The organism is Rhizobium sp. SL42 (assembly GCF_021729845.1).
In the GTDB taxonomy this organism is placed as follows: domain Bacteria; phylum Pseudomonadota; class Alphaproteobacteria; order Rhizobiales; family Rhizobiaceae; genus Allorhizobium.
In genome coordinates this window covers 264,654-276,480 of record NZ_CP063397.1, presented here as the reverse complement: position 1 = coordinate 276,480, position 11,827 = coordinate 264,654, and the positions used below count along the sequence as shown (strand labels likewise).

Genomic DNA, 11,827 nt, shown 5'->3' with positions numbered 1-11,827 from the left:
TCCCTGCTGACCCGCTTCGTCAACGCGCTGGTGCGCGGCCTGCTGCGCGGCTTCCGCGTGCAGCCGACGGCCGAGACCCTTGCCTTGTCCAGCCATGACCAGCTGCATGCGGCGCTCGATCTCATCAATCGCGATGGCCAGTTCGACAAGGAGCAGAAAGACCGGCTCAGCGGTCTCTTCGATCTCGAGGAGCTCGAGGTTTCCGATGTCATGATCCATCGCACGGCGATGCGGGCGATCAATGCCGATGATCTGCCGGATGTGGCGGTGCGGGCCGTGCTGGAAAGCCCCTACACGCGCATGCCGCTCTGGCGCGGCTCGACGGAAAACATCATCGGCGTCGTGCATGCGAAGGATCTCCTGCGGTCGCTGGCGGAACCCAATGTCGAGCCGGAAAATCTCGACATCATCAAGATCGCGCAGAAGCCGTGGTTCGTTCCCGATACCACGACGCTGAAGGAGCAGCTCAACGCCTTCCTGCGTCGCAAGCTGCATTTCGCCGTCGTCGTCGACGAGTATGGCGAGGTCCAGGGCGTCGTGACGCTGGAGGACATCCTGGAGGAAATTGTCGGCGATATTGCCGATGAGCATGACCTGGAACTGCAGGGCGTGCGGCAGGAATCCGACGGTTCGATGGTGGTCGATGGCGCCGTACCGATCCGCGATCTCAATCGCGCGCTCGACTGGGACCTGCCGGACGAGGAGGCGACGACGATTGCCGGTCTCGTCATCCACGAATCACGCTCGATTCCCGAAGAACGGCAGGCCTTCACCTTCTACGGCAAGCGGTTCATCGTGATGAAACGGGAAAAGAACCGCATCACCAAGCTGCGCATCCGGCCGATCGAAGCGGTAAAGACAGAGGCTTGACCAGACGGGTGTGACAAGGCAGGCCGTGACCGGCCTTTGTCCTACCAGCGCGTCGGTTCGCCCGGTGCCGCCGGCTCGATGGCCAGCGCATGCAGCCCGGCATCGAGTTCCGGCTTCAGGATGTCGGTCACCGCACGGTGGCGGGCGAGACGGCTAAGGCCGCTGAAACGTGCCGAGACGATGCGCACCCGCATATGGGTCTCGCCCGTGCCGGTGATATCCGGCTGATGTCCGGCGTGGTGGGCGCTTTCATCGATCACGTCCAGTCGTTCCGGGGCAAAGCTCTGGCGCAATTTTTCCTCGATGCGGTTGCGCACGGACATGTCTCGTTCCTCGTCGTCTGCCGGTCTGGTCTGGCTGGTGGTCTGGCTTGCGGAAAAAGCCCCACAAAGCGCGCAACATTCCGATTTGTCAATTCTTGTCGCGCCACGGTCTAGGCACCATAATTACCCGATGAAACTCGACTCGAAATACTTCGATCGGATCCGCACCAAACGCAAGCGCGCGGCGGAGCCCGAGCCATCCAATCCAACCTGTCAGTGGGACGGCTGCGACAAGCCGGGTGCCCATCGCGCTCCCGTGGGTCGCCACGCCGAGGGTCAGTTTTTCATGTTCTGCTTCGAGCATGTGAAGGATTACAACAAGGGCTACAATTATTTCTCCGGCCTGTCGGATACCGAGATCGCCCGCTACCAGAAGGAAGCGATCACCGGCCACCGGCCGACCTGGACGGTGGGCGTCAACAAGGCGGCCAAGACAAGCCCGCTGCATTCGACGGCCCGCTCCGGTTCGGCTGCGTCACAGGCGCGCATGAAGGATCCGTTCGGCTTCGTGCAGCAGGGCAGGACCGGCGGCGCACGCTTCCAGCCGCAGCTGCGCAAGCTGAAGACCATGGAGGCCAAGGCGCTGGATACGCTCGGTCTTTCGGGCAATTCGACGGCGACCGAGATCAAGACCCGCTACAAGGAGCTTGTAAAAAAACACCATCCCGATGCAAATGGCGGAGACAGGGGTTCGGAAGAGCGTTTTCGCGCTGTTATTCAAGCCTACCAATTGTTAAAGCAGGCGGGTTTCTGTTAATCCGAGAAGCAGCAGCGACGATATGCGGCCGGTCGGCAGCGCCTGGCATGGAGAAACGATGAGCAAAATTGATCTTGATATTTCCAATCTCCCCGACACAACCGTGTCGGTGCGCGAGGTTTTTGGAATAGACAGCGATATCCGCGTCCCGGCCTATAGCAAGGGCGACCCCTATGTGCCGGATCTCGACCCGGACTATCTGTTCGACCGCGACACGACGCTTGCGATCCTGGCCGGCTTTGCCCATAACCGCCGCGTCATGGTGTCCGGCTTCCACGGTACCGGCAAGTCCACCCATATCGAGCAGGTCGCAGCCCGCCTCAACTGGCCCTGCGTGCGTGTCAACCTCGACAGCCATGTCAGCCGTATCGACCTCGTCGGCAAGGACGCCATCGTGCTCAAGGACGGCAAGCAGGTCACCGAATTCAAGGACGGCATCCTGCCTTGGGCCTATCAGCACAATGTCGCGCTCGTGCTCGACGAATATGATGCTGGCCGCCCGGACGTAATGTTTGTCATCCAGCGCGTCCTGGAATCCTCGGGCCGCCTGACGCTGCTCGACCAGAGCCGTGTCATCCGCCCGCATCCCGCTTTCCGCATCTTTGCGACGGCCAATACCGTTGGCCTCGGCGACACGACCGGCCTCTACCACGGCACGCAGCAGATCAACCAGGCGCAGATGGACCGCTGGTCGATCGTTACCACGCTGAACTACCTGCCGCATGACAACGAAGTCGAAATCGTCGCGGCCAAGGTCAAGAGCTTCGGCGCAACCGCTGAGGGTCGCGACACGGTTTCGCGCATGGTTCGCCTTGCCGATCTCACCCGCGCCGCCTTCATCAACGGCGATCTTTCGACCGTGATGAGCCCGCGTACCGTGATCACCTGGGCCGAGAATGCCGAGATCTTCGGCGACGTGGCCTTTGCCTTCCGCGTGACCTTCCTCAACAAGTGCGACGAGCTGGAGCGGACGCTGGTCGCCGAACAGTATCAGCGCGCCTTCGGCGTCGAGCTGAAGGAAAGTGCCGCCAACATCGTGCTTGGCGCATAAGGGAAACGATCAGCATGGCAGGGCGCGGCGACAATAGCAGGGCCAAGGCGAACGGCGCGGTGGATACGGAGCCGTTGCGCCGTGCGATTACCGGCTGCGTCCGCTCGATCGCGGGCGACCCGCAGGTCGAGGTCGCCTTTGCCAACGAACGTCCGGGCCTTGCCGGCGAGCGCGTGCGCCTGCCGGAACTATCGAAGCGCCCGACCGCGCACGAACTCGCCGTGACCCGCGGTCTCGGCGATTCGATGGCGTTGCGCATTGCCTGCCATGACCAGAAGATCCATGCCTCGATGGCCCCGCAAGGCGCCGATGCCCGGATGATCTTCGACGCGGTCGAGCAGGCGCGCGTCGAGGCGATCGGCTCGCTGCGCATGCCGGGCGTCGCCTCCAACATCCAGTCGATGAATACAGAGAAATACGCCAAGGCGAATTTCTCGACCATCAGCCGCCAGGAAGATGCGCCGATCCAGGAGGCCGTCGCCATGCTGGTGCGCGAGAAGCTGACCGGCCAGAAGCCGCCGGAGACGGCCGGCAAGGTGCTCGATCTCTGGCGCTCGTTCATCGAGGACAAGGCCGGTGCCGATCTCGACAACCTGCCGAACACGATCGACGACCAGCAGAATTTCGCCCGGGTGATCCGCCACATGCTGTCGGCCATGGAGATGGCAGAGGATGTGGGCGACGACCAGGAGCAGGGTGAGGACGACGAAAGCACCGACGAGGACCAGCCGCGCAGCGGCGACGAGGACCAGGAAAGCGCCGAGGAAGAGGCAGGCTCCGAATCCGCGCCGGCCGACGAGAGCGAAGCCTCGCAGGAGCAGATGGACGACGGCGAGATGGACGGCGCGGAGATTTCCGACGACGACATGGCCGACGAGGGCGAGGACGACAGTGAGACGCCGGGCGAAATGCGCCGGCCGTCGACGCCGTTCGACGATTTCAACGAGAAGGTCGACTACAAGATCTTTACCGAGGAATTCGACGAGGAGATCACCGCGGAAGAGCTTTGCGACGAAGCCGAGCTTGATCGCCTGCGCGCATTCCTCGACAAGCAGCTGGCCCATCTGCAGGGTGCCGTCGGCCGCCTGGCCAACCGGCTGCAGCGCCGGCTGATGGCGCAGCAGAACCGCTCCTGGGAGTTCGATCTCGAGGAGGGTTACCTCGATCCGGCCCGTCTGGTTCGTCTGGTCATCGATCCGATGCAGCCGCTGTCCTTCAAGAAGGAAAAGGACACCAAGTTCCGCGATACCGTCGTGACGCTGGTGATCGACAATTCCGGCTCGATGCGCGGCCGTCCGATCACGGTTGCCGCGACCTGCGCCGATATCCTTGCCCGCACGCTCGAGCGCTGCGGCGTCAAGGTCGAGATCCTCGGCTTTACCACCAAGGCGTGGAAGGGCGGGCAGTCCAGAGAGAAATGGCTTGCCGGCGGCAAGCCGCCGACGCCCGGCCGTCTCAACGACCTGCGTCATATCATCTACAAGTCGGCCGATGCCCCCTGGCGCCGCGCACGGCGCAATCTCGGTCTGATGATGCGCGAAGGCCTGCTCAAGGAAAACATCGATGGCGAGGCGCTGATGTGGGCGCATAACCGGCTGATGGCGCGGCGCGAGCAGCGCAAGATCATGATGATGATCTCCGACGGCGCGCCGGTCGACGATTCGACGCTGTCGGTCAATCCGGGCAACTACCTCGAACGCCATCTGCGTGCGGTGATCGAGCAGATCGAGACGCGCTCGCCGGTCGAACTGCTGGCCATCGGCATCGGCCACGACGTGACGCGCTACTATCGCCGCGCGGTCACCATTGTCGATGCCGACGAACTGGCCGGTGCAATGACCGAGCAGCTGGCTTCGCTGTTCGAGGACAATAGCTCGGGCTCGGGTGGTGGACGCCGCCGTCGTGCCTAGGCCAGTTCCGGGTCGTCTGTCCGGCGCAAGCCTTTTGACGCTGGCCTCGGTGTTGCTGCTGGCCTCGTGCACCCCATCGGAATTGAAGCCGGGCGAAGCGCTGCCGATCGGGATACAATCGCGTGCGATCGCCTCATTGGGCGGAGCACCGCGCAGTGTCGAAGGGGTCAGCTTCGTCGGCGGCCTGGAGATTTCGTCCGAGGAGCCGCTGTTTGGCGCCTTTTCCTCCATTCGCATTGTTGACGATTCTCGTTTTGTCGGTGTGTTCGACACCGGATACTGGATCGAGGGCCGGATTGAGCGCGGTCCGGATGGCCTTCTGTCCGGTGTCACCGATGTCACGCTTTCCGCCATGCTCGATCGCGACGGTCACGAAAGCGTCAGCAAATATCAGGTGGATGCCGAAAGCCTTGCGCTTGTCGATGGCGCGGCCCTGGTCGGCTTTGAACAGCGCCACAGGGTTGTCGCCTATCAGCCGCTTGCGTCGCTGGCTACTGCGCGCCCGTCGACGCCTCTGGCTTTGCCCTTCCCGGTCTCGCGTCTGCGCGGCAATGGCGGCATAGAGGCGCTGGTGGTGGCTCCGGCCGACGGACCGCTCGAAGGAGCGGTGGTGGCTATCACGGAAAAGAGCGTCGATGAGGACGGCAACAATTTTGCCGGTATCCTTGGCGGGCCGCTTGCCGGGGAATTTCGTGTCCGCCCGCATGACGGTTTCGAGATCACCGATGGCGTCTTCCTCCCTTCCGGTGACCTTGTCCTGCTGGAACGCCGATTCTCGATTGCCTCGGGCGTCGCGATGCGGCTGCGTCGCATCGATGGTGCTCTGATCCGGTCTGGAGCGATCGTCGACGGCCCGGTCATCTTCGAAGCCGACCATGCATCCGAGATCGACAACATGGAGGGGATCGATGCCGTGGTTGCGAAAGATGGTTCAATTCACCTGATCGCCGTCTCGGACGACAATCATTCCATTCTGCAGCGCACTGTGATGCTGGAATTCCGTCTGGAGCCGTGAGCCGGGTCCAGACGGTTGCTGTATGCTATTCCTGCTCTCAGGAAGCCGTGCGCACCGGCATCGGCCGCACAACGCTCATCAGGGCGCCGTAGGGCAGCAGCATCACGATGCCGACGAGCATCTTCACGGCAAAGTCGCCGAGTGCCCATGAGATCCAGCGCGGTGCTTCTGCAGCCAGCACGCCGAAGATCGGTGCCGAGGCAATGGCAAAATCGTCATTCGGGCCGATGAAGCTGAAGATCGGCGCGAATGACAGGGAGAAGAAGATCACTGTGTCGAGAACCGATCCGAACAGCGAGCCCATCAGCGGCGCCTTCCACCAGGACAACTGACGCAGACGGTTGAACACCGAGATGTCGAGAAGCTGGCCGATCAGGAAGGCGGAGCCGGAGGCAATCGCGATCCGCGGGCTGGCGAGTGCGATCGACAACGCGACGCCGACGACAAAGCCGACAAAGACGACCTTGCGTGCGGTGCCCGGGCCAAACTGACGGTTGGTCAGGTCGGTGATCAGGAAGGAAATCGGATAGGTGAAGGCGCCGAAGGTCAGAAGATCGGCGAGATTGATGCCTGCCAGCGTGCCGCCCAGAGGGAATTGCACGAGGAAGTTGGAAGCGACGACAATCGCCGTCATGAGCAGGCTGTAGAGAACGAAATAGCGTGTCTTCAGCATTTTTTTATCCTGGGTGATGCCACCAGTTAGAGGGACAATGATGTTCAGGGTCGTTCGTGAAATTGGAGCGCAGACATTGGACCTGCCGCCGGATTCACGTCAAAGGAAAAGGCTTGCCCGGGTGTCCGGCCAAGCCTTTTAAGCTTGCGTCAGCGCTTGAAATTAAGCGGCTTCAGCGGTCTTCTTGACGATCTGGCGACGCAGCAGACGAGCGCGCATGCTCAGTTCGGTTTCAGAGGCCTTGATCAGGAACGCGTCGAGACCGCCGCGATGCTCGACCGTGCGCAGTGCTGCAGCCGAAACGCGCAGACGGTAACGCTGGTTGAGAGCATCCGAGATCAACGTGACGTCGCACAGGTTCGGCAGGAACCGACGCTTGGTCTTGTTGTTCGCGTGGCTAACATTGTTGCCCGACTGGACGCCCTTGCCGGTCAATTCGCAACTGCGGGACATGGTACACCTATTATTTTCTAGGCCATCGCATCGCTTCCGGCCAAATGCCGGGCAGGCAATCCAACAGCGCTTGATTGGAAAGTTGCGGTTCTATAGTCAGACAGAACCTGCGCGTCAAGCCAAACCTTGGATTTTCCGGCTCCGGTACCGTCATTGCGTTATTTTATTGCCATAGTCCACGGTAAGATGCCGATATCGGGTCGCCGGATTTTCGGCCCCCATGCCTGAGGGTCGATCATTGCGTACTGCCAGTCTGGTCATCGGTCTTGTTCTGTCCTCCCTCGGCTCTGCCGATGCAGCGGAGGTGCGCTACAACACGGAATACAGCGTTTCGCTGGGCGTGCTGCCGATTGCCCGTTTGTCCTTCGAGACGGAAGTGGATGGCGGGCGCTACACGATCGGCGGGCACTTCCGTTCGTCCGGGCTGGTCGACATCGTCAAGGAGATCTCCGCCCGGAGCAGCGTTTCCGGCCAGGTCGACGGCCAGCGTTTCCAGCCAGACCGGTATCAGCTCGAATACAAGGATGGTCGAAAGACCAGCACCTATGATGTGAAGTATCGCGGCGGGAGCGTTGTGGAAACATTGGTTGAACCGAAGCCGAAGCCGCGGCCGGATACATGGGTGCCCGTGGCCGACGGCGATCTGAAAGCGGTGCTCGATCCGATCGGTGCCTTCCTCATTCCCGGCGACGCCGATGTCTGTTCGCAGACGCTGCCGGTCTATGACGGCGAAAGCCGGATGGATCTCGTCCTGTCGCCGAAGCGTACCGAAGGTTATTCCGCCGGCAAACTCAAGGGCGAGGCGGTGGTCTGCGGGGTCAAGTACGTGCCCAGGTCCGGTTATCGCAAGGGGCGCAAGGATATCGAATACATGCGCTCGGTCGAGGGCATGGAGATCTGGTTTGCCAAGACCGCAACCCTCAAGCTATATGCTCCGGTCTATGCGCGCGTGCCGACACGCTACGGAACGATCTACGTCTCGGCGCAGAAATTCGACGGCTAGCAGGCACGGGTTTTCATCCCGCCTGGGGCCTGCACGGGGCCCGCACGGGGGCCCCTTATGGGGGATGAATGAAGACCAAGGCGACGTTGATCGGCTTTACCGCAATCTTGATGTGGTCCTTCCTGGCACTGATGACGGCCGCCTCAGGCACGATGCCGCCCTTCCAGTTGTCGGCCATCACCTTTGCCATCGGCAGCCTTCCGGGCCTGGCGATCTTTGTCCTGCGGCCCGAGCGGCTGAAGGAGTTGCGCCAGCCGGGCAAGGTCTGGCTTGTCGGCGTCGGCGGTCTGTTCGGCTATCATTTCCTGTATTTCACCGCACTCCGGAATGCACCGGCGGTCGAGGCGGGCCTGATCGCCTATCTCTGGCCGCTGCTGATCGTCGTTGGTTCGGCGCTGCTGCCGGGCGAACGGCTGGGCTGGCACCATATCGCAGGCTCGCTTGCCGGCCTGGCCGGCACGGTGCTGATCGTTGCCAAGAATGGCGTTGCCTTCGATCCGGCCTATGCGCTGGGCTATTTCGCGGCTTTCCTCTGCGCGTTTACCTGGGCAGGCTATTCCCTGCTCAGCCGGCGCTTCGAGGCGGTGTCCACCGATGTCGTCACCGGTTTTTGCCTGGCCACTTCCGTGCTGTCGCTCGTCTGCCATCTGATGCTTGAGACGACCGTCTGGCCGGACGACTGGACGCAATGGGCGGCTGTGGTCGGGCTTGGGCTACTGCCGGTGGGTGCTGCCTTCTATGTCTGGGACTACGGCGTCAAGAATGGCGATATCCAGATTCTCGGCGCCTCAAGCTACGCTGCCCCCCTGCTGTCGACCTTGATCCTGATCATTTTTGGGTTTGGCGAGGTTAGTGTCAGAATTGGCTTGGCCTGTGTGCTGATCACCGGTGGCGCTATGCTGGCTGCGCGCGATATGGTCTTCAAACGACGCAAGGTCCAGTCCTAGAGGGAGGCAGCATGGTCACGCCGGCGACCGGGGTTCTGATGCTCTCGGTCGCGCTGGGCCTTGGCTATTTCCGGGTGCTGCCGCGACAGAAGACCTATCCGCGGGCCGCGTGGAAAACCTTGCCGATCCTGCTGCTTGCACTTTACGGCTTGCTGGTCGGCGCGCCGGCGCTGCTGATCCTTTCCCTTCTTCTGGGCGCGGCCGGCGATGGCTTCCTGGCCTTTGACGGCGCCCGCGCTTTTGTCGGCGGGCTCGTCGCCTTTCTCCTGTCGCATCTCGCCTATGCTGTCGTGATGGCGCCGCTCGGCGTGCCTGGACTGATGTTTGCCGACGCATGGCGTCCGGTTGCGGGCGCACTGATCCTTGTGGCTACGCTCGCCGTTGTCTGCCTGATCCGGCGGCAGGCGGGCCGCCTTCTGCCGGCGATCCTTGCCTATGTGGCGGTCTTTCTCCTGGTTGCCTGGATGGCGCTGAGGATCCCCGGTCCCTGGGTGATCCTGGGCACGGCGATATTCATCCTATCGGACACGCTGCTTGCGCTGCGGCGGTTCCGCTGGGGCCCCGATCACCGGTTCGACAATCCGGCCGGCTACGCCGTGTGGGCGACCTATTATGCCGCGCAGCTGATCCTGACCGTCACGCTTTCATCGGACCGGGCGATCTAACGGCTGTCATCCGGCGTCCAGCCGGCCGGCGCCATCTCGAAGGCGGAAAAGTCGAAGCCGGGCGCGACGGTGCAGCCAACCAGCGTATAGGCGCCAAGGCTTTCGGCCGCCTGCCAGTCATTGGCGGCAATGATTGCCTGCGGGCGCTCGCCCTCAAGCAGGTCTGTGCCGAGAATGATCGTGTCGACCGTGCGCCCGTCGCTGGACCAGCTCAGCGCCAGGGGTGCCCCGGCATAGTAGTGCCAGACCTCTGCGGCGTCCCGGACCCTGACCCTGTGCCAATGGGAGCGCTCGCCGGCCTCGAGCAGATAGTAGATCGCCGTGGAATGGCCGCGTGCGCCGCCATGGTCGTCCTTGAAGGTCTGCACATACCAGCCGCCCTCGGGATGGCGCTCCATGCCGAGGGTCTCGATGATCTCCGCGGCCGTCATCAGAAATTGTCCTTGCGCTTGCGGATCTCGGCAAACACATCCTCGTCGCTTTCTGTCGGCATGCCCAGCGTCCGGCGGATGTCCGGATCGTTGGCCCGCAGGAAGGGGTTGGTTTCCTTCTCCAGCGCAATCGTCGTCGGCACGGTGAAATCGCCCCGCGCCCGCATGATCTCGATATCCTCGGCGCGTGATTTCAGCCGGCTGTTGTCCGGATCGATGGTGAGGGCAAAGCGGGCGTTCGACAGTGTGTATTCGTGGCCGAAATAGACGATCGTTTCGTCCGGCAATTCGGCCAGCTTCTGCAGCGAATGCCACATGTCTATTGCCGAGCGTTCGAACAGGCGGCCGCATCCGAGCGCAAACAGGGTGTCGGCCGAAAACAGCAGCTTGTCTTCCGGCAGGTGGTAGCAGACATGGCCCGCCGTATGGCCCGGGGTTTCGATTACCCTGACCAGATGCTTGCCGAAGGCGAATTCGTCGCCGTCGCCGACGGTGCGATCAATGCCGGGTATGGCCACCGCCTCGTTGCGCGGCCCGATGATCTCGCAGTTGAAGCGCTCTTTCAGCGCAAGATTGGCTTCCACATGGTCGCCGTGATGATGGGTTGTGAAAATATGGGTGATCGTCCAGTCGCGGCGCTCGGCCGCGGCCAGGATCGGTTCGAGTTCGGGTGCGTCGATGCATGCCGTGAGGCCTGAATCCGGGCAATGCAGAAGAACGCCGAAGTTGTCGCTGCGGCAGAGAAACACATCGATTTCAAGGGATTTCATTGTCCAGCCATCCGTTCCCATATTGTTGGCGCGAATGTAGCTTGGAAACTCTTGAAGTCCAATCGCTGGCTGCTAACAATGGCGTCATGCATGTCGATATCGTTGACCTTCGCCAGTTCTACTACACCATGCTTGGCCGCGTGGCCGAACAGTCTATCGCCCTGGCGCTCTCTTCGCTCTGGGCACGGCTGCCGCAGGAGCGACTGGTGGGGCTCGGCTATTGCACCCCGTTTCTCGATCGTTTCCGCGCCGATACCGAACGGACGCTCGCCTTCATGCCGGCCGGGCAGGGCGCGGTGAACTGGCCGGTCGGCGAGCCCTCGGCGACCGCGCTCGTCTTCGAGGAGGAACTGCCTCTGTCGGATTCGTCCGTCGATCGAGTGCTGATGGTGCATTCGCTGGAATTTGCCGAAAACCCACGCGAGACGCTGAAGGAAATCTGGCGGGTGCTGGCGCCGGGCGGGCGGCTGGTCATCGTCGTGCCCAATCGTCGCGGCGTCTGGGCGCGCATGGAGCACACGCCGTTCGGTTCTGGCCGGCCCTATTCGCGCGGGCAGCTGACGGCCTTGCTGCGCGAGACGAATTTCACCCCCGGCGCCAGCGCCGAAGCGCTGTTCTTTCCGCCATCTAAGATCCGCGCTGTTCTGCGCCTGCGCAGCGGTTTCGAAAAGCTGGGTGGCCTGCTGTGGCCGGCATTTTCCGGCGTTATCGTCGTCGAGGCGCAGAAACGGCTCTACCAGGGCCTGCCGGTCGCAGCCCGCGCCTCCCGGCGCGTCTTTGCGCCAGTGCTTGCGCCGCATGGCGTTCCGACCACACGGACTGCCACCGACCACGGCTGAGGATTGCCGGCGGGCTTGTGTCTTGCCTTCCGGCCCAATCCGGCACAGTGCCGGCGAGCCTCGACAATCGACGATTTCCATTTTATTGCATGCGCTTATCAAGGGTGCCGTTACCGCACC

13 protein-coding genes and 1 pseudogene are annotated in these 11,827 nt (G+C 62.4%); 9 read left to right on the top strand and 5 right to left on the bottom strand.

Features of this window, described 5'->3' with window-relative positions; genetic code table 11:
- Positions 1-6: 6 nt before the first annotated feature.
- Positions 7-870, top strand: a pseudogene (locus IM739_RS01195) (HlyC/CorC family transporter); the annotation flags it as partial.
- A 41-nt stretch (positions 871-911) separates the two neighbouring features.
- Here IM739_RS01195 and IM739_RS01190 read toward each other — a convergent pair.
- Positions 912-1,193, bottom strand: a complete 282-nt coding sequence (locus tag IM739_RS01190) for a BolA family protein (RefSeq protein WP_237369458.1) — start codon at positions 1,191-1,193, stop codon at positions 912-914.
- 130 nt (positions 1,194-1,323) lie between these two features.
- On the opposite strand from IM739_RS01190, the gene IM739_RS01185 reads away from it, so the two are divergent.
- Genes IM739_RS01185 through IM739_RS01170 form a run of 4 tightly spaced genes read left to right on the top strand, consistent with a single transcriptional unit; the run spans position 1,324 to position 5,926 of the window.
- Entirely contained in the window at positions 1,324-1,950 is a 627-nt protein-coding gene (locus tag IM739_RS01185) for a J domain-containing protein (protein ID WP_237369457.1), read from the top strand.
- Between the two features lie 58 nt (positions 1,951-2,008).
- Positions 2,009-3,001 (top strand): cobaltochelatase subunit CobS, encoded by a 993-nt coding sequence (gene cobS, locus IM739_RS01180; protein WP_237369456.1) that lies wholly within the window; start codon positions 2,009-2,011, stop codon positions 2,999-3,001.
- A gap of 14 nt (positions 3,002-3,015) precedes the next feature.
- On the top strand, positions 3,016-4,911 hold the full coding sequence (cobT, locus tag IM739_RS01175; protein WP_237369455.1) for a cobaltochelatase subunit CobT: 1,896 nt from the start codon (positions 3,016-3,018) through the stop codon (positions 4,909-4,911).
- A complete protein-coding gene (locus IM739_RS01170) occupies positions 4,904-5,926 on the top strand; it encodes an esterase-like activity of phytase family protein (protein WP_237369454.1) in 1,023 nt (340 codons plus the stop codon). Before cobT ends, IM739_RS01170 begins: the two co-directional genes overlap by 8 nt.
- Positions 5,927-5,963: 37 nt before the next feature.
- Here IM739_RS01170 and IM739_RS01165 read toward each other — a convergent pair whose 3' ends face one another.
- Together IM739_RS01165 and rpmB are read right to left on the bottom strand one after the other, a co-directional pair.
- Positions 5,964-6,599 (bottom strand): VUT family protein, encoded by a 636-nt coding sequence (locus IM739_RS01165; RefSeq protein WP_237369453.1) that lies wholly within the window; start codon positions 6,597-6,599, stop codon positions 5,964-5,966.
- Positions 6,600-6,761: 162 nt separating this feature from the next.
- Positions 6,762-7,052, bottom strand: a complete 291-nt coding sequence (gene rpmB / locus IM739_RS01160) for a 50S ribosomal protein L28 (protein WP_237369452.1) — start codon at positions 7,050-7,052, stop codon at positions 6,762-6,764.
- Between the two features lie 238 nt (positions 7,053-7,290).
- Between rpmB and IM739_RS01155 the strand changes: the two genes are divergently transcribed.
- From IM739_RS01155 to IM739_RS01145, 3 genes are all read left to right on the top strand, one after another.
- Positions 7,291-8,055, top strand: coding sequence for a DUF3108 domain-containing protein (locus IM739_RS01155; RefSeq protein WP_237369451.1), 765 nt, complete (start codon positions 7,291-7,293; stop codon positions 8,053-8,055).
- 68 nt (positions 8,056-8,123) lie between these two features.
- The gene (yddG, locus tag IM739_RS01150) at positions 8,124-9,002 is read left to right on the top strand and encodes an aromatic amino acid exporter YddG (RefSeq protein ID WP_237369450.1); all 879 of its coding nucleotides are present in this window, start codon (positions 8,124-8,126) and stop codon (positions 9,000-9,002) included.
- Positions 9,003-9,013: 11 nt separating this feature from the next.
- Entirely contained in the window at positions 9,014-9,667 is a 654-nt protein-coding gene (locus tag IM739_RS01145; protein ID WP_237369449.1) for a lysoplasmalogenase, read from the top strand.
- Here IM739_RS01145 and IM739_RS01140 read toward each other — a convergent pair.
- Together IM739_RS01140 and gloB are read right to left on the bottom strand one after the other, a co-directional pair.
- Positions 9,664-10,098 carry a cupin domain-containing protein gene (locus tag IM739_RS01140; RefSeq protein WP_237369448.1) on the bottom strand — a complete coding sequence of 145 codons (435 nt, stop codon included), beginning with the start codon at positions 10,096-10,098 and terminating at the stop codon, positions 9,664-9,666. The genes IM739_RS01145 and IM739_RS01140 overlap by 4 nt on opposite strands.
- The gene (gene gloB, locus IM739_RS01135) at positions 10,098-10,868 is read right to left on the bottom strand and encodes a hydroxyacylglutathione hydrolase (protein WP_237369447.1); all 771 of its coding nucleotides are present in this window, start codon (positions 10,866-10,868) and stop codon (positions 10,098-10,100) included. Before gloB ends, IM739_RS01140 begins: the two co-directional genes overlap by 1 nt.
- 86 nt (positions 10,869-10,954) lie before the next feature.
- Here gloB and IM739_RS01130 point away from each other — a divergent pair, with 86 nt between their 5' ends.
- The gene (locus tag IM739_RS01130) at positions 10,955-11,707 is read left to right on the top strand and encodes a class I SAM-dependent methyltransferase (RefSeq protein WP_237370932.1); all 753 of its coding nucleotides are present in this window, start codon (positions 10,955-10,957) and stop codon (positions 11,705-11,707) included.
- Positions 11,708-11,827 lie beyond the last annotated feature (120 nt).

Coding starts and splice junctions, on each gene's coding strand:
- IM739_RS01190 (WP_237369458.1), bottom strand. CDS start 1,193: ATGTCCGTGCGCAACCGCATCGAGGAAAAATTGCGCCAGAGCTTTGCC.
- IM739_RS01185 (WP_237369457.1), top strand. CDS start 1,324: ATGAAACTCGACTCGAAATACTTCGATCGGATCCGCACCAAACGCAAG.
- cobS (WP_237369456.1), top strand. CDS start 2,009: ATGAGCAAAATTGATCTTGATATTTCCAATCTCCCCGACACAACCGTG.
- cobT (WP_237369455.1), top strand. CDS start 3,016: ATGGCAGGGCGCGGCGACAATAGCAGGGCCAAGGCGAACGGCGCGGTG.
- IM739_RS01165 (WP_237369453.1), bottom strand. CDS start 6,599: ATGCTGAAGACACGCTATTTCGTTCTCTACAGCCTGCTCATGACGGCG.
- rpmB (WP_237369452.1), bottom strand. CDS start 7,052: ATGTCCCGCAGTTGCGAATTGACCGGCAAGGGCGTCCAGTCGGGCAAC.
- yddG (WP_237369450.1), top strand. CDS start 8,124: ATGAAGACCAAGGCGACGTTGATCGGCTTTACCGCAATCTTGATGTGG.
- IM739_RS01145 (WP_237369449.1), top strand. CDS start 9,014: ATGGTCACGCCGGCGACCGGGGTTCTGATGCTCTCGGTCGCGCTGGGC.
- IM739_RS01140 (WP_237369448.1), bottom strand. CDS start 10,098: ATGACGGCCGCGGAGATCATCGAGACCCTCGGCATGGAGCGCCATCCC.
- gloB (WP_237369447.1), bottom strand. CDS start 10,868: ATGAAATCCCTTGAAATCGATGTGTTTCTCTGCCGCAGCGACAACTTC.
- IM739_RS01130 (WP_237370932.1), top strand. CDS start 10,955: ATGCATGTCGATATCGTTGACCTTCGCCAGTTCTACTACACCATGCTT.